General features: G+C 58.2%; 11 protein-coding genes. 6 read left to right on the forward strand and 5 right to left on the reverse strand.

The window, feature by feature from the left end; all coding sequences use genetic code 11:
• Positions 1 to 83 precede the first annotated feature (83 nt).
• From infA to trxB, 5 genes are all read right to left on the reverse strand, one after another.
• Positions 84 to 302, reverse strand: a complete 219-nt coding sequence (gene infA / locus NR795_RS02985; RefSeq protein ID WP_002211347.1) for a translation initiation factor IF-1 — start codon at positions 300 to 302, stop codon at positions 84 to 86.
• A gap of 284 nt (positions 303 to 586) precedes the next feature.
• Positions 587 to 1291, reverse strand: coding sequence for a leucyl/phenylalanyl-tRNA--protein transferase (gene aat / locus NR795_RS02990; RefSeq protein WP_257757062.1), 705 nt, complete (start codon positions 1289 to 1291; stop codon positions 587 to 589).
• Between the two features lie 69 nt (positions 1292 to 1360).
• Complete coding sequence (cydC, locus tag NR795_RS02995) at positions 1361 to 3082, reverse strand: cysteine/glutathione ABC transporter ATP-binding protein/permease CydC (RefSeq protein WP_257757063.1); 1722 nt, start codon at positions 3080 to 3082, stop codon at positions 1361 to 1363.
• A complete protein-coding gene (gene cydD, locus NR795_RS03000) occupies positions 3083 to 4849 on the reverse strand; it encodes a cysteine/glutathione ABC transporter permease/ATP-binding protein CydD (RefSeq protein ID WP_257757065.1) in 1767 nt (588 codons plus the stop codon).
• A gap of 113 nt (positions 4850 to 4962) precedes the next feature.
• Positions 4963 to 5931 carry a thioredoxin-disulfide reductase gene (trxB, locus tag NR795_RS03005; RefSeq protein WP_144813026.1) on the reverse strand — a complete coding sequence of 323 codons (969 nt, stop codon included), beginning with the start codon at positions 5929 to 5931 and terminating at the stop codon, positions 4963 to 4965.
• 562 nt (positions 5932 to 6493) lie between these two features.
• Here trxB and lrp point away from each other — a divergent pair.
• The 6 genes from lrp to dmsA all read left to right on the forward strand — a co-directional run bounded on the left by lrp (position 6494) and on the right by dmsA (position 17071).
• Positions 6494 to 6988 carry a leucine-responsive transcriptional regulator Lrp gene (gene lrp / locus NR795_RS03010; RefSeq protein WP_000228469.1) on the forward strand — a complete coding sequence of 165 codons (495 nt, stop codon included), beginning with the start codon at positions 6494 to 6496 and terminating at the stop codon, positions 6986 to 6988.
• A gap of 120 nt (positions 6989 to 7108) precedes the next feature.
• Positions 7109 to 10936: a DNA translocase FtsK gene (gene ftsK / locus NR795_RS03015; protein WP_257757067.1), complete on the forward strand. Its 3828-nt coding sequence runs from the start codon at positions 7109 to 7111 to the stop codon at positions 10934 to 10936.
• Positions 10937 to 11076: 140 nt separating this feature from the next.
• Positions 11077 to 11688, forward strand: coding sequence for an outer membrane lipoprotein chaperone LolA (lolA, locus tag NR795_RS03020; protein ID WP_144813020.1), 612 nt, complete (start codon positions 11077 to 11079; stop codon positions 11686 to 11688).
• Positions 11689 to 11696: 8 nt separating this feature from the next.
• Positions 11697 to 13040, forward strand: coding sequence for a replication-associated recombination protein A (locus NR795_RS03025; RefSeq protein ID WP_257757070.1), 1344 nt, complete (start codon positions 11697 to 11699; stop codon positions 13038 to 13040).
• A 91-nt stretch (positions 13041 to 13131) separates the two neighbouring features.
• Positions 13132 to 14424: a serine--tRNA ligase gene (serS, locus tag NR795_RS03030; RefSeq protein WP_144813013.1), complete on the forward strand. Its 1293-nt coding sequence runs from the start codon at positions 13132 to 13134 to the stop codon at positions 14422 to 14424.
• A gap of 208 nt (positions 14425 to 14632) precedes the next feature.
• The gene (dmsA, locus tag NR795_RS03035; RefSeq protein WP_257757072.1) at positions 14633 to 17071 is read left to right on the forward strand and encodes a dimethylsulfoxide reductase subunit A; all 2439 of its coding nucleotides are present in this window, start codon (positions 14633 to 14635) and stop codon (positions 17069 to 17071) included.
• Position 17072 lies beyond the last annotated feature (1 nt).

Consider the following 17072-nt stretch of genomic DNA (forward strand, 5'->3'; position numbering starts at 1 on the left):
ACTTATGCCAATAAAAAGGCCGGGATAATTCCCGGCCTTTTACTATTCATAATCTGTGCAATTACCGCACAGTAGCGATGCGATTAGCGACTACGGAAGACAATGCGGCCTTTGCTCAGGTCGTACGGGGTCAGCTCAACAGTCACTTTGTCGCCCGTCAGAATGCGGATATAGTTTTTACGCATTTTACCGGAGATATGCGCAGTTACCACGTGACCGTTTTCCAGTTCTACGCGAAACATGGTATTAGGCAACGTATCAAGTACGGTACCCTGCATTTCAATATTGTCTTCTTTGGCCATCTAGTCCTCGGGGGTATCACTACCAAAATTTTTGAACCGGCAAGATAATGCCGAAGTTCGTCTGTTAAGTAAAGATTTGTGCTGATAAAACGCAGCAAAGTAACCTTGGCGTATTACCCTCGCGCCAGCGAAGCGGCGCAAAACGCGCAAACCTAAAGGGGAGCGATAAGATAAACGATGGGCGTTACCTGATTCGAGCTATTCCCAAGCGGCGGCGGGGCAACAGGCAGAAGCTACTCTGCGCCGCTATTATAGCACTCTGAAAGAAAATATGCCGAAAACATTCATAGGGCTGGCATAAATAAGGTGCGCGGCAGCCAGCAACGTGGAGAAAGCGGCTGATGACGCAGGCGCTCCAGATGCTGAAGGTAGTCCCGACGCGGCATTTCACCCACCCCCAGCGAGGCGGTATGCTCGTTCAATACCTGACAGTCGATAAGCTCGCCTCCCTGGCGCAAGAACTCCGCGCAGAACACCAGCAGAGCGGTCTTCGAGGCGTTGACCCGGCGGCTAAACATGGATTCGCCGCAGAACAGCGCCCCCTGAGCAACGCCGTACATGCCGCCAACCAGCTCCTCTCCCTCCCAGACCTCAATTGAATGAGCATGGCCCAGCTCGTGCAGACGCAGGTAGGCCAGCACCACCGCGGGGGTGATCCACGTTCCTTCGTTGCGATCGGCCGCGCAGCCGTCGATCACCCGGCTAAAATCGTGGTTCAGCGTCACGCGGTAGGGCGAGTTTTTATGAAAGCGCTTCATGCTGCGGCTGACGTGAAAGCGGGCAGGCCACAGTACCGCCCGGGGATCGGGGGACCACCAGAGGATCGGATCGCCGGGAGAGAACCAGGGGAAGATGCCTCGCTGATAGGCCATCAGCAGGCGAGCCGGACTGAGATCGCCTCCCAGCGCCAGCAGTCCATTGGGTTCACGCAGCGCGCCCTCAGGGGAGGGAAACGCAAGCGAGTGATGAGATAGCTGAGCCAGGCGCATAGCGATAACGCTCCGCAACGCAACAATAGTTAATCCATTGAACCAGGCACCCTGTGCCTGGTCAGTCCTCTACAGCCGTTGCTTAAACTGGTAATAACGACCCTGTTTGGCCAGTAACGCTGTATGATTACCTTGCTCAATTATTTGACCATTGTCCATCACAATAATGCGATCGAAACGCGATAATCCACGCAGGCGGTGGGTCACCATCAGCACGGTTTTGCCCTGGGTAACGCGCTCAAGTAAATCAAGAATTTGACGCTCGGTGGTCGCATCCAGCCCTTCGGTAGGCTCATCCAGCAGCAGCAGCGGCGCATCATGCAGCAGCGCACGCGCTACCGCCAGCCGCCGCAGTTCGCCGCCGGAGAGTTGACGGCCACCTTCGCCGAGCCAGCTGTTTAGCCCGCTCTCGTCCAGCAGCTTCTCCAGCCCCACCTGAGCGAGCACCGCCGCGAGGGTGTCATCCGTTGCCCGCGGCGAGGCCAGCAGCAGGTTATCGCGTAGGGTGGCGCTAAACAGATGCACGCGCTGAGGCACGACGCTAACTGCCGCCCGCAGGGCGGATTCGCTCAGGGACGCAAGCGGCTGGCCGTTAAGGGCAATCTCGCCTGCGGCAGGATCCCAGGCGCGCGTCAGCAGCTGCAGAAGCGTGGATTTACCGCAGCCGGTGCGTCCCAGAATGGCAACGTGCTCCCCGGCGTTGATCTGTAATGAGAGGTCATCCAGCGCCTTTTGCGGCTGCTGGGCATAGCTAAAGCTAACGTTAGTCAGGGTCAACGCTACCTGAGCAGGCGGCGGCGTCTGGTTTTCACTGAAGCGCACCTCGGGAGGATGCTGGGTAATCTGCGTGATCCGCATCGCAGAGGCAATGACCTGCCCCAGATGCTGAAACGCCCCCGTCACCGGCGCCAGCGCCTCAAAGGCAGCCAGCGCACAGAAGACAAAGAGCGCAATCAGCGCCCCCGGCTGGGTATCACCCCCGACGCCACCCGCCGCGAGCCAGAGCATGGCGAGGACGGCGACGGCGTTGATCAGCAGCATCACCGCCTGCGACAGCGCGGTAAGCTCTGACTGACGGCGCTGGGCATCGTGCCAGCTTAGCTCGGTGTTCTCCATCTGCGCCCGGTAGCGTTCGCTTGCGCCGAAAATCGTCAGCTCCGCCTGGCCCTGCAGCCAGCTCGTTACCTGCTGACGATACTCGCCTCGCAGGGTAGTCAGCTTCTCGCCGGTGGGTTTCCCGGCGCGATAGAACAGGGGCGGGAGCAGCAGCAGCGTCAGCAGCATGATACCGCCAAGGGTCAGGGCCAGGGTGACATCCAGAATGCTCAGGCCTATCGTCACCACCACAATGGTCACCAGCGCCCCCACCAGCGGGGAGATCACCCGCAGGTAGAGATGGTCCAGGGTATCCACGTCCGCCACGATGCGGTTAAGCAGATCGCCCTGGCGAAAGCGCGCCAGCCCGGCGGGGGAGAGCGGCAGCAGCTTGCTGAAGGTCGAGACGCGCAGATGCTGAAGCACGCGGAAGGTCGCATCGTGGCTTACCAGCCGTTCGAAGTAGCGTCCTGCCGTACGGGTAATCGCCGCGCCGCGCACCCCGGCGGCAGGGAGCATGTAGTTAAAGCTGTATAGCCCGCTCACGCCAACGACCGCTGAGGCGGAGAGGAACCAGCCTGAGAGCGTGATCAGGCCAATGCTCGCCAGCAGAGTGACGATCGCCAGCACAACGCCCAGCGTCAGCAGCCAGATGTGGCGCTTATAAAGCGCAAGAAAAGGGATAAGCGCGCGCATTTAAATCTCCTCCTGACGATGAGCGAGCAGGGCGGCAAAGGCCCCGTTGGCGGCGGAAAGCTCGGCAAAGGTACCCTGTTCGACAATCGATCCATCCTGCATTACCCAGACGGCATCCCAGTCGGCAAGCCCCTCCAGCTGGTGAGTGACCATCAGCGTGGTCTGGCGCAGGGAGGCGGCGTTTAATGCCTGCATCACACGCTGTTCGCTGTGCGCATCCAGGCTGGCGGCAGGCTCATCCAGCAGCAGCAGCTGGCAAGGGTTGAGCAGGGCACGCGCCACTGCCACCCGCTGGGCCTGGCCGACCGAGAGCCGTGCCGCCTGATCGCCAACCGGCGTGTCGATGCCCTGCGGCAACAGCGGCAGGAATTCACTCACCCAGGCGCTATCCAGCGCGGCGTTAAGCTCCGCTTCGCTGGCATCGGGACGCGCCAGCAGCACGTTTTCACGCAGCGTGGCCGCCGGAAGCTGCGGGTTTTGTCCCACCCAGCTCAGGCGCTGACGCCAGGCCGCGGGGTTAAGATCGCGCAGCTCGGTACCGTTAATCTGCAATGATCCCCGGTAGGAGAGGAAGCCGGAGAGAGTATTAATAAGCGAGCTTTTACCCGAGCCGCTCTGACCTACCAGCACCACGCGCTGGCCTGCGGGCAGGGTAAAGTTCAGCGGACCGGCCAGCACCGCACCTTCCGGCGAGGTGATCCAGAGATCGCGGGCACAGAGGCCGATGCCGTTGCTATCGTCAGGCACTGCCTCACCACGCTCTGGGTGGGCGAGCGGCGTCTCCAGGAAGGTTTTCAGGCTATCCGCCGCGCCAACGGCCTGCGCTTTCGCATGGTAAAAGGTGCCTAAATCGCGCAGCGGCTGGAAAAACTCCGGAGCCAGGATCAGGGCCAGAAAACCAGAGAACAGCGTTACGCCGGTGCCATAGTGGCCGAAGTTCAGCTCACCAAGGTAAGAGAAGCCAAAGTAAACCGCCACCAGCGCAATGGAGAGCGAGGTGAAGAACTCCAGTACACCAGAGGAGAGAAACGCCAGGCGCAGCACTTCCATGGTGCGGCTGCGAAAATCCTCCGACGCTTTACGAATATTGTCCGTCTCTGCCGCACCGCGGCCAAAGACGCGCAGGGTCTCCATTCCGCGCAGGCGGTCAAGAAAGTGGCCGCTCAGACGGGCCAGCGCCTTGAAGTTGCGGCGGTTAGCATCGGCGGCACCCATGCCTACCATCGCCATAAAGGTGGGGATCAGCGGGGCCGTGGCCAGCAGGATCAGTGCCGCAACCCAGTTAAAAGGGAAGATGACAATCACAATCAGCAGCGGCACGCTCACCGCCAGCGCCATCTGCGGCAGATAGCGGGCGTAGTAGTCGTGCATATCGTCAATCTGCTCAAGGATCAGCGTGGCCCAGCTGCCAGCCGGTCGCCCCTGGATCCAGGCGGGCCCAGCCTGCTGCAGGCGGTCGAGCACCTGGCGGCGGATCTCATACCGGATGTGCAGGCCCGCGTGAAAGCCGACGCGCTCGCGCAGCCAGACCACCCAGGCGCGCAGGACAAACACCAGCACCAGCTGGACAAACGGCAGCAGCAGCGCCTCGCGCGGAATATTTTCAATGATCAGGTAGTTGAGAATGCGCGCCAGCAGCCAGGCCTGGGCGACAATCAACAGACCGCTAGCCAGGCCCAGCAGGCGTGACGCCAGCAGCCAACGGCGGGAGAAAATACTTTGCTGTTTTAACCAGCGGGTTAATTCTTGTTGACGGGTTTTATTCATTGCGCGCTTAGCAGGTGGCTTGTCAGATTTTTGTGCTGCGCAATGTTACAACGGGATAAAAATAAAGGCGACTTATAGTCGCCTTTTTTACCTTTGTTACTGACTTGTAAAGATTATTTAGACAGTTCAGCCAGTCCGTCGAGATAGCGCTCTGCATCAAGCGCGGCCATGCAGCCGGTGCCCGCCGAGGTGATCGCCTGACGGTAGATGTGATCCATAACGTCACCCGCAGCAAACACGCCTGGGATGCTGGTCTGGGTGGCATTGCCATGAATACCGGACTGTACCTTGATGTAGCCGTTTTCCAGCTCTAGCTGACCCTCAAAAATTGCCGTGTTCGGGCTGTGGCCGATGGCCACAAACAGGCCTGCAACCTCTAACGACTCTACGTTGTCGGCATTCTGCGTATCACGCAGGCGCAGGCCGCTAACGCCCATCTGGTCGCCAGTGACCTCTTCCAGAGTACGATGGGTATGCAGCACGATGTTACCGCTTGCTACTTTGTCCATCAGACGTTTGATGAGGATCTTCTCCGCGCGGAAGGTGTCGCGACGGTGGATCAGGTGCACCTCAGAGGCGATGTTCGCCAGGTAGAGCGCTTCCTCAACCGCCGTGTTGCCGCCGCCAATAACCGCGACTTTCTGGTTACGGTAGAAGAAACCGTCGCAGGTGGCGCAGGCAGAGACGCCGCGGCCTTTGAATGCCTCTTCAGAGGGCAGGCCCAGGTAGCGGGCAGACGCGCCGGTCGCCACGATCAGCGCATCGCAGGTGTACTCGCCGCTATCGCCGGTCAGGCGGAAAGGACGGTTCTGCAGATCGACCTTGCTGATGTGGTCAAACAGAATTTCGGTCTCAAACTTCGCAGCGTGCTCGTGCATACGCTCCATCAGCAGCGGCCCCGTCAGATCGTGCGGGTCGCCCGGCCAGTTTTCCACTTCGGTCGTGGTAGTCAGCTGACCGCCTTTTTCCATACCGGTAATCAGTACCGGCTGAAGGTTAGCGCGTGCGGCATAGACCGCAGCGGTGTAGCCGGCAGGTCCAGAACCAAGAATAAGCAGCTTAGAATGTTTAGCTGTGCCCATGAGATCCCCATTGTTGGTGGCAGAGACTGCTGTTGGCAGACAATGAGCAGGATTGTAGGGAATTTACGGCGTTAAAAAAAGAGCATGACGGTTTTGTTAACGATATGTGTAATAGGCGCGGCCAATGGCGTAGACCCTTTTACTCTCTGTGGCTATAACAAAATCTACTGAAATTGGTAGTGTTATAAGAAGATTACATGAGGTTTAGGGAGGGTCGATGATGAATATCTGGCATGTTGTACTAAAAAACGATGTTTTACTTTGACAATCCGCTGCGCATTTGCGAAAACATTCGAAGAAGACAAGAGCAGCGTTTCGCGCGTGGGACAATATCACGCATAAAGATGCCCTTAACAGGGCCAGTGAAATAGTACAGGGCGTGGACAGACACTCTGTGCAATCTTACTGGCTGCGGCTGGCAACCGTCTTCTTAATGCAGGCCCCGTTATGCTCCGCGCAAATAATGATAATGCGGAACGTATAGCGACGGGCAAAGACTCTGAACAGTGAAGTGCACAGGGTCAAGACAGGAGTAGGGAAGGAATACAGAGAGACAATAATAATGGTAGATAGCAAAAAGCGCCCTGGCAAAGATCTCGACCGCATCGATCGTAACATTCTGAATGAATTGCAGAAGGATGGACGGATCTCCAACGTCGAGCTTTCAAAGCGAGTGGGACTTTCTCCGACGCCGTGCCTTGAGCGCGTGCGCCGACTGGAAAGACAGGGTTTCATTCAGGGCTATACCGCGCTGCTGAACCCGCATTATCTGGATGCATCACTTCTGGTATTTGTTGAGATTACTCTGAATCGCGGCGCACCGGATGTGTTTGAGCAATTTAACGCCGCAGTGCAAAAACTTGAAGAAATTCAAGAGTGTCATCTGGTTTCCGGTGATTTCGACTACCTGTTGAAAACCCGCGTGCCGGATATGTCGGCCTACCGCAAACTGCTGGGTGAAACCCTGCTGCGTCTGCCGGGCGTCAACGACACGCGTACCTACGTGGTAATGGAAGAGGTCAAACAGAGCAATCGTCTGGTGATTAAAACCCGCTAACACGGAACAGGTGCAAAATCGACGCAGTTTGATTACACTCCTGGTAATCCATACAGCAGCAGTGTCAGGGCAACCTGACACTGTTCTCCGTTTTAGCATCAAGGACCTGGAGAGCCTTTCTTGAGCCAGGAATATACTGAAGACAAAGAAGTCACATTAACCAAGTTAAGCAGTGGACGCCGGCTCCTTGAGGCGTTACTGATACTTGTCGCCCTGTTTGCAGTCTGGCTGATGGCCGCACTGCTCAGCTTCAACCCTTCCGATCCCAGCTGGTCACAAACCGCATGGCACGAGCCTATCCATAATTTGGGTGGCGCGCCGGGCGCGTGGCTTGCCGATACGCTATTTTTCATCTTTGGCGTAATGGCCTACACCATCCCGGTGATGATCGTCGGCGGCTGCTGGTTTGCCTGGCGGCACCGCGCCAATGAAGACTATATCGACTACTTCGCCGTCTCGCTGCGTTTGATTGGCGTGCTGGCGCTGATCCTGACCTCCTGCGGGCTAGCCGCCATCAATGCCGATGATATCTGGTACTTTGCCTCCGGCGGGGTGATTGGCAGCCTGCTGAGCACTACCATGATGCCGCTGCTGCACAGCAGCGGAGGCACGATCGCGCTGCTCTGCGTCTGGGCTGCCGGGCTGACGTTGTTTACCGGCTGGTCGTGGGTCAGCATCGCCGAGAAGATCGGCAGCGTGCTGCTCAATATTCTCACGTTTGCCAGCAACCGTACTCGCCGGGATGATACCTGGGTCAATGACGAAGAGTATGATGACGAAGAGTATGACGACGAACAGGAGTACGACGAGCCGGCTGCCCAACGGCGCGAGTCTCGCCGTACCCGCATTATGCGTGGCGTTCTCGCCCGCCGTAAGCGTGTAGCAGAGAAGTTTGCTAATCCGCTCGGCCGTAAAACCGATGCAGCGCTCTTCTCGGGCAGGCGCATGGACGATGAGGAAGAGGTGCAGTACAGCGCCCGTGGCGTCGCCGCCGATCCTAACGACGTGCTCTTCTCCGGCCACCGGGCAACCCAGAGCGAGCAGTATGACGAGTACGATCCGCTGCTGAATGGCCCGAGCATAGCAGAGCCGCTTGCCGCCGCCGCGCTGGCAACCGCCGATGCCCAGGCGCACGTTGCGCCATCGCAGCCGGTTATGCCTACACCACCGGTTACACAGACGCCGCCTGTCCCGGCCGCAGCGACCTTCTCTGAGCATGCACCTGAAACACAGTGGCAGCCTGCCGCTGCAGAGCCGCAGCAACACTATGTTCCGCCAATGCAGGCGCAGAATCCCCCCGAGATGCACGTCGCTAACGTTGCGCCGCAGCCGGAGCCGGTCTGGTCTCCTGAGCCCGTCTGGCAGCAAGAGCCTGTCGCCGCTGCGCCCGCACCGATGCCTGAGCCTGCTGTGGCAGCGCCGGAGCCAGAACCAGAGGAAGAGGTTAAGCATACCCGTCCGCCACTCTACTATTTTGAAGAGGTTGAGGAGCGACGTGCCCGCGAACGTGAGCAGCTTGCTGCCTGGTACCAGCCGGTACCTGAACCCGCTGCGCCAGAGCCATTTGTTCCGTCACCCGCCGCGCCTGTGACGCCGCCGCCGGTTGCAGAGCCGACCTTTGCGCCAGCCGTGCCCGATGTTAAACAGGCCGCAGCCGCTGTCACTGCCGTTGCCGCGTCCGCCGCTACGGCACCCGCGTTCGGACTGGCCGACGGTGGTGCGCCGCGTCCGCAGGTTAAAGAGGGTATTGGCCCGCAGCTGCCGCGTCCGAACCGTGTACGCGTGCCGACCCGCCGCGAGCTGGCCTCTTACGGTATCAAGCTTCCTTCACAGCGTATCGCTGAGGAGCGCGCCGCGCGTGAAGCCGAGCTTCAGCAGCCTGAGTCGTTTGGCGATGACGAGGCGGATACGCTGCATCAGGACGAACTGGCGCGCCAGTTTGCCGCTTCCCAGCATTCACGCTATGGGGAAGAGTATCAGCACGAAGTGCACGCCGACCCAGCACATGATAATGCATGGCAGGATGAAGAAGACGATGCCGCCGAAGCGGAGCTGGCCCGCCAGTTCGCTGCCTCGCAGCAGCAGCGCTATTCATCTGAGCAGCCGCCGTCGGCAAATCCATTCTCGCTGGCCGACTTTGAGTTTTCGCCAATGAAAGTGCTGGTAGACGATGGCCCGAGCGAGCCGCTCTTTACGCTGCCGCCGGAAGAGCCTGTTCAGCCGTCGGCTCCTGTGCAGCAGCAGTATCAGCAGCCTGCTGCACCCGCGCCGGTACAGCAGTATCAGCAGCCTGCTGCACCCGCGCCGGTACAGCAGCCACAGCCGCACTACCAGCAACCTGTCGCGCCTGCGCCGGTACAGCCACAGCAGCATTATCAGCCCGCGCAGCAGCCGGCGCCGCAGGATAGCCTGATCCATCCGCTGCTGATGCGTAACGGCGACAGCCGTCCAGCCCAGCGCCCAACGACGCCGCTGCCGTCGCTGGATCTCCTGACCCAGCCGCCGTCAGAAGTGGAACCGGTAGATACCTTTGCTCTGGAGCAGATGGCGCGCCTGGTAGAGGCTCGCCTGAACGATTTCCGCATCAAGGCTGACGTGGTGAACTATTCCCCGGGTCCGGTGATCACCCGCTTCGAGCTTAACCTTGCGCCAGGCGTGAAAGCGGCCCGTATCTCTAACCTTTCCCGCGATCTGGCCCGTTCCCTGTCAACGGTGGCCGTCCGCGTGGTGGAAGTGATCCCCGGTAAGCCTTACGTCGGCCTGGAGCTGCCGAATAAAAAACGTCAGACCGTCTATCTGCGTGAGGTGCTGGACTGCGTTAAGTTCCGTGAGAGCCCGTCGCCGCTGACCGTGGTGCTGGGGAAAGATATCGCCGGCGATCCGGTTATTGCCGACCTGGCAAAAATGCCGCACCTGCTGGTCGCGGGGACCACCGGCTCGGGTAAATCGGTGGGGGTCAACGCCATGATCCTCAGCATGCTCTACAAAGCTTCGCCGGAAGAGGTGAAGTTCATCATGATCGACCCGAAAATGCTGGAGCTGTCGGTCTATGAGGGTATTCCTCACCTGTTGACCGAAGTGGTAACCGACATGAAGGACGCCGCCAACGCCTTGCGCTGGAGCGTCAACGAGATGGAGCGTCGCTACAAGCTGATGTCTGCGCTCGGCGTGCGTAACCTTGCAGGCTACAACGAGAAGATCGCGGAAGCCGCACGCATGGGTCGCCCGATCCCGGATCCATACTGGAAGCCGGGCGATAGCATGGACGCCACCCATCCGGTTCTGGAGAAGCTGCCGTACATCGTTGTGCTGGTGGACGAATTTGCCGATCTGATGATGACGGTAGGTAAAAAAGTTGAAGAGCTGATCGCCCGTCTGGCACAGAAGGCGCGTGCTGCCGGTATTCACCTGGTACTGGCTACTCAGCGTCCTTCGGTGGATGTGATCACCGGCCTTATCAAGGCCAACATCCCGACGCGTATCGCCTTTACCGTATCCAGCAAAATTGACTCCCGAACCATTCTCGATCAGGGCGGCGCGGAGTCGCTGCTAGGCATGGGGGATATGCTCTACTCCGGGCCTAACTCCTCCTCAGCGCCGGTACGTGTGCACGGTGCCTTTGTTCGTGACGAAGAGGTTCATGCCGTGGTGCAGGACTGGAAAGCGCGCGGTCGTCCGCAGTATGTCGAGGGGATCACCTCTGACAGCGAAAGTGAAAGCGGCGGAGGCGGGCTGGATTCCGGTGAAGAGCTGGATCCGCTGTTCGACCAGGCGGTCAACTTTGTCACCGAGAAGCGTAAAGCCTCAATCTCTGGTGTTCAGCGTCAGTTCCGCATCGGCTATAACCGCGCGGCACGTATCATCGAGCAGATGGAAGCCCAGGGTATTGTCAGCGAGGCGGGCCACAACGGTAACCGTGAGGTGCTTGCACCACCGCCGTTTGAGTAGCGCTTTAGAGTGCAAATTTGGGTAAATTCGTCAAAAATCAGCTTTTTCCTCTTTCACTCTTTGCCGGTTTAGCCTGCAATGAGTGTCAGAGGTTCTCCCGGATCGGGAGTGACGTAGCAGACGTAGCAAAAGGAATAACAATGAAAAAAATCGCAATGACCTGTGCATTACTCTCTTCCCTGGTGGCAAGCAGCGTCTGGGCTGACGCCGCCAGCGATCTGAAAAGCCGCCTCGATAAGGTGAGCAGCTTCCATGCCAGCTTCACACAAAAAGTGACCGACGGCAGCGGCGCGGCAGTGCAGGAAGGTCAGGGGGATTTATGGGTTAAGCGCCCGAATCTGTTTAACTGGCATATGACACAGCCGGATGAAAGCATCCTGGTCTCCGACGGCAAAACCCTGTGGTTCTACAACCCGTTCGTTGAGCAGGCGACGGCGACCAACCTCAACTCGGCAACCAGCAACACGCCGTTTATGCTGATTGCCCGTAACCAGACCAGCGACTGGCAGCAGTACAACATCAAGCAAACCGGTAACGACTTCGTGCTCACGCCGAAAAGCAAGAATGGTAACCTGAAGCAGTTCACCATTAACGTGAGCCAGAACGGTACCATTAACCAGTTCAGCGCCGTTGAGCAGGACGATCAGCGCAGCCTGTATCAGCTGCAGTCTCAGCAGAATGGCGCTGTGGATCCCTCTAAATTTACCTTTACCCCGCCGCAGGGCGTAACGGTGGACGATCAACGCAAGTAGAGGCCTGAGTGAGCAACCTGTCGCTCGATTTTTCAGACAACGCGTTTCAACCTTTGGCCGCCCGTATGCGGCCAGAAAACTTAGCGCAGTACATCGGGCAGCAGCATCTGCTGGCGCCCGGTAAGCCGCTGCCGCGTGCTATCGAGGCCGGGCAGCTGCACTCGATGATCCTCTGGGGGCCGCCCGGCACCGGCAAGACGACCCTTGCTGAGGTCATTGCCCACTATGCCAACGCTGACGTTGAACGCATCTCGGCGGTCACCTCTGGCGTGAAAGAGATCCGCGAAGCCATCGAACGTGCACGCCAGCGCCGCAATGCCGGTCGTCGCACCATTCTGTTTGTGGACGAGGTCCATCGCTTCAACAAAAGCCAGCAGGATGCCTTTCTGCCGCACATTGAAGATGGCACTATTACCTTTATCGGCGCCACCACCGAAAACCCCTCGTTCGAGCTTAACTCAGCGCTGCTCTCCCGCGCCCGCGTCTATCTGCTGAAATCTCTCTCCGTTGAGGATATCGAGCAGGTGCTGGATCAGGCCATCAGCGACAAAACGCGCGGCTACGGCGGGCAGAATATCGTCCTGCCGGACGAGACCCGGCTGGCCATCGCCCAACTGGTCAACGGTGATGCCCGGCGCGCCTTGAATACGCTGGAGATGATGGCTGACATGGCCGAGGTCGACGAGAGCGGCAATCGGGTGCTGAAGCCTGAGCTGCTCACGGAGATTGCCGGGGAGCGCAGCGCGCGCTTCGATAATAAAGGCGATCGCTTCTACGATCTCATTTCGGCCTTGCACAAATCCGTCCGCGGCAGCGCGCCGGATGCGGCCCTCTACTGGTATGCCCGCATTATTACCGCCGGTGGCGACCCGCTCTACGTCGCGCGCCGCTGCCTGGCGATCGCCTCTGAGGATGTCGGCAACGCCGATCCCCGTGCGATGCAGGTTGCGCTCTCGGCCTGGGACTGCTTTACCCGCGTCGGGCCAGCAGAAGGGGAGCGCGCCATCGCTCAGGCAATTGTCTACCTTGCCTGCGCGCCAAAAAGCAACGCCGTCTATACCGCCTTTAAAGCGGCAATGGCCGATGCCCGCGACAAGCCGGACTATGACGTACCCGACCATCTACGCAATGCACCAACCAAGCTGATGAAAGAGATGGGGTACGGCCAGCAGTATCGCTATGCCCACGACGAGCCTAACGCCTATGCCGCTGGCGAAGAGTACTTCCCGTCCGAAATAGCACAAACGCGCTATTATCATCCCACCAGCAGAGGTCTTGAGGGCAAGATTGGCGAAAAGCTCGCCTGGCTGGCCGATCAGGACAATAAAAGCCCCACAAAACGCTATCGCTAATTGAGGCGTTGCGGTAAGGTTACCTGTGAATTCTTGTGGCTGCGTCTGCGGCCACTCCCTCTAATATCAATTCGATAAGCACAGGATAAGCATGCTCGATCCCAATCTGCTGCGTACCGAGCCAGACGCAGTCGCAGAAAAACTGGCACGCCGGGGCTTTAAGCTGGATGTAGATAAACTGCGCGCTCTTGAAGAGCGTCGTAAAGTTTTGCAGGTCGACACGGAAAACCTGCAGGCGGAACGTAACTCGCGATCGAAATCCATTGGCCAGGCGAAAGCGCGTGGGGAAGACATTGAGCCGTTACGTCTGGAAGTGAACAAGCTGGGCGAAGAGCTGGATGCCGCTAAAGCCGAGCTTGAGACGCTGCTGGCGGAGATCCGTGACATCGCGCTGACCCTGCCGAACCTGCCGGACGACTGTGTGCCGCTCGGTAAAGACGACAGCGAAAACGTGGAAGTGAGCCGCTGGGGTGAGCCACGTAAGTTTGATTTTGAAGTACGCGATCACGTCACGCTGGGCGAGATGGCTAAAGGCCTCGACTTTGCCGCGGCGGTTAAGCTGACCGGCTCCCGCTTTGTGGTAATGCAGGGGCAGATTGCCCGCCTGCACCGCGCCCTGAGTCAGTTCATGATCGATCTGCATACCGAACAGCACGGCTATATCGAGAACTACGTGCCGTACCTGGTTAACCAGGACACGCTGTACGGTACCGGCCAGCTGCCTAAATTTGGTGGCGATCTCTTCCATACCCGTCCTCTGGACGAAGAGGCGGAGAGCAGCAACTATTCGCTGATCCCAACGGCAGAAGTGCCGCTGACCAACCTCGTACGTGATGAGATCCTTGAAGAAGAGGCGCTGCCGCTGAAGATGACGGCCCATACGCCGTGCTTCCGCTCAGAAGCGGGCTCCTACGGACGCGATACTCGCGGCCTGATCCGTATGCACCAGTTTGATAAAGTTGAGATGGTGCAGATCGTGCGTCCGGAAGAGTCCATGGACGCGCTGGAAGAGATGACTGGCCACGCTGAGAAGGTGCTGCAGCTGTTAGGCCTGCCGTACCGTAAAGTGCTGCTGTGCAGCGGCGACATGAGCTTCGGCTCGCGCAAAACCTACGATCTGGAAGTGTGGCTGCCGGCGCAGGATACCTACCGTGAAATCTCCTCCTGCTCTAACATGTGGGATTTCCAGGCGCGCCGCATGCAGGCTCGCTGCCGTAGCAAAGCCGACAAGAAAACCCGTCTGGTGCATACCCTGAACGGCTCTGGTCTGGCAGTAGGGCGTACGCTGGTCGCTGTGCTGGAGAACTACCAGCAGGCTGATGGCCGCATCGAGATCCCAGCGGTGCTGCGTCCGTACATGAAAGGTCTGGAGTACATCGGTTAACTCAAGTCACACTCCCTCCTAAAAAAGCGCCTACGGGCGCTTTTTTTATGCATTTTTGACATCAAGCAACAATTCATACCTCTTTCGGGGTAATACTGCCTTCATATGAAGGTCGGAGCTTATTACTGGCATCACCAAAATTTTCTCTATAAAAAACTACATAACGGCACTTTTCTTTTTTTTACTACAGGCAGCAAAGTGAGTCCCTATGAAAAAGAAGATCTCCGATGCAGTACTGGCAGCAGAGGTAAGCCGGCGCAGTTTAGTCAAAACCACGGCATTAGGCGGTCTGGCGCTTGCCAGCACTACCTTCACCGCTCCTTTCACCCGTATAGCGAATGCCGCTGAAAGACTCAGTCCGAGTAATGAAAAAATTATCTGGAGCGCCTGTACCGTCAACTGCGGCAGCCGATGCCCATTGCGTATGCACGTTGTCGACGGCGTGATCAAATATGTTGAGACCGATAATACTGGTGACGACAACTATGAAGGATTGCACCAGGTTCGTGCCTGCCTGCGCGGTCGCTCTATGCGCCGCCGCGTCTATAACCCGGATCGCCTGAAGTACCCGATGAAGCGCGTTGGCCTGCGCGGCGAGGGTAAGTTCGAACGCATTAGCTGGGATGAAGCCTTCGACATCGTCGCCGACAATATGAAACGCCTTATTAAAGATTACGGCAATGAATCTATCTACCTGAACTACGGCACCGGCACCCTCGGCGGGACCATGACGCGCTCGTGGCCACCGGGAAAAACTCTGATTGCACGCCTGATGAACTGCTGTGGCGGCTACCTGAATCACTACGGGGACTACTCCTCGGCGCAAATTGCGGCGGGCCTGAACTACACCTACGGCGGCTGGGCCGATGGCAATAGCCCGTCAGATATTGAGAACAGCAAGCTGGTGGTGCTGTTTGGCAATAATCCAGGCGAAACGCGGATGAGCGGCGGCGGCGTAACCTACTATCTTGAGCAGGCCCGCGAGAAGTCAAACGCCAGAATGATCATTATCGATCCGCGCTATACCGATACGGGCGCGGGACGTGAGGATGAGTGGATCCCTATTAAGCCGGGCACGGATGCCGCGCTAGTCAACGGCCTGGCGTGGGTATTGATCACTGAAAATCTGATCGATCAACCTTTTCTCGATCGGTACTGCATCGGCTACGATGAAACAACCCTTCCCGCCAGCGCGCCAAAAAACGGTCACTATAAAGCCTATATTCTCGGCCAGGGGAGGGACGGGATCGCGAAAACGCCAGCGTGGGCCGCGCCGATCACCGGTATTCCCGCCGATCGTATCATCAAGCTAGCCCGTGAAATTGCCAGCGCTAAACCCGCTTATATCAGCCAGGGCTGGGGGCCGCAGCGTCGTGCTAATGGTGAAATAACGACCCGGGCTATCTCGATGCTGGCCATTCTCACCGGCAATGTGGGCATCCACGGCGGCAACAGCGGCGCGCGAGAAGGCTCCTATGAGCTCCCCTTTGAGCGTATGCCAACCCTGGAGAACCCGGTCGCGACGAGTATCTCCATGTTCATGTGGACGGATGCCATAGAGCGCGGTCCGGAAATGACCGCCCTGCGCGATGGGGTTCGTGGAAAGGACAAGCTCGATGTGCCGATCAAAATGATCTGGAACTATGCAGGTAACTGCCTGGTTAACCAGCATTCAGACATTAACCGCACTCATCAGATCCTACAGGATGATAAAAAGTGCGAGATGATCGTTGTTATCGACTGCCATATGACCTCTTCAGCAAAATATGCCGATATTTTGCTGCCGGACTGTACTGCATCGGAGCAGATGGACTTCGCGCTGGATGCCTCCTGCGGCAACATGGCCTACGTCATCTTCACCGAGCAGGCGGTCAAGCCGCGCTTTGAGTGCAAGACAATCTATGAGATGACCTCGCAGCTGGCAAAGCGGATGGGCGTGGAACAGCAGTTTACCGAGGGGCGCACTCAGGAGGGGTGGCTGCGTTATCTCTATGAAGCGTCGCGAAAAGCCATACCTGAGCTGCCCACCTTCGAGGCGTTTCGCCAGCAGGGGATCTTTAAAAAACGCGATCCCGAGGGACATCATGTTGCTTATAAAGCTTTCCGCGAAGATCCGCAGGCTAACCCACTCGCTACCCCCTCCGGTAAAATTGAGATCTACTCTGAGGCCTTAGCAGAGATCGCGGCGACATGGGATCTGCCGGAAGGAGACGTTCTCGATCCGCTGCCCATCTTTACGCCCGGGTTTGAAAGCTATGACGATCCTCTAATAAAAAAATATCCGCTCCAGCTCACCGGCTTTCACTATAAATCCCGCGTTCACTCAACCTACGGCGACGTTGATGTGCTGAAGGCCGCCTGCCGCCAGGAGATGTGGATCAACCCCATCGATGCGCAAAAACGACAAATCAGCAACGGAGACAAGGTGCGCATCTTTAACGGTCGTGGCGAGGTGCATATTGAGGCGAAGGTGACGCCACGCATGATGCCCGGCGTTGTTGCCTTAGGTGAGGGAGCCTGGTACGACCCGGATGGCCAGGGGGTAGATCGCGGCGGATGCATTAACGTGCTGACTACCCAACGCCCCTCTCCGCTGGCGAAGGGGAATCCGTCCCATACCAATCTCGTTCAGGTCGAAAAGGTTTAAG

The organism is Pseudescherichia sp. L3 (assembly GCF_024656065.1).
In the GTDB taxonomy this organism is placed as follows: Bacteria; Pseudomonadota; Gammaproteobacteria; order Enterobacterales; family Enterobacteriaceae; genus Pseudescherichia.

Coding starts and splice junctions, on each gene's coding strand:
- infA (WP_002211347.1), bottom strand. CDS start 302: ATGGCCAAAGAAGACAATATTGAAATGCAGGGTACCGTACTTGATACG.
- aat (WP_257757062.1), bottom strand. CDS start 1,291: ATGCGCCTGGCTCAGCTATCTCATCACTCGCTTGCGTTTCCCTCCCCT.
- cydC (WP_257757063.1), bottom strand. CDS start 3,082: ATGCGCGCGCTTATCCCTTTTCTTGCGCTTTATAAGCGCCACATCTGG.
- cydD (WP_257757065.1), bottom strand. CDS start 4,849: ATGAATAAAACCCGTCAACAAGAATTAACCCGCTGGTTAAAACAGCAA.
- trxB (WP_144813026.1), bottom strand. CDS start 5,931: ATGGGCACAGCTAAACATTCTAAGCTGCTTATTCTTGGTTCTGGACCT.
- lrp (WP_000228469.1), top strand. CDS start 6,494: ATGGTAGATAGCAAAAAGCGCCCTGGCAAAGATCTCGACCGCATCGAT.
- lolA (WP_144813020.1), top strand. CDS start 11,077: ATGAAAAAAATCGCAATGACCTGTGCATTACTCTCTTCCCTGGTGGCA.
- serS (WP_144813013.1), top strand. CDS start 13,132: ATGCTCGATCCCAATCTGCTGCGTACCGAGCCAGACGCAGTCGCAGAA.
- dmsA (WP_257757072.1), top strand. CDS start 14,633: ATGAAAAAGAAGATCTCCGATGCAGTACTGGCAGCAGAGGTAAGCCGG.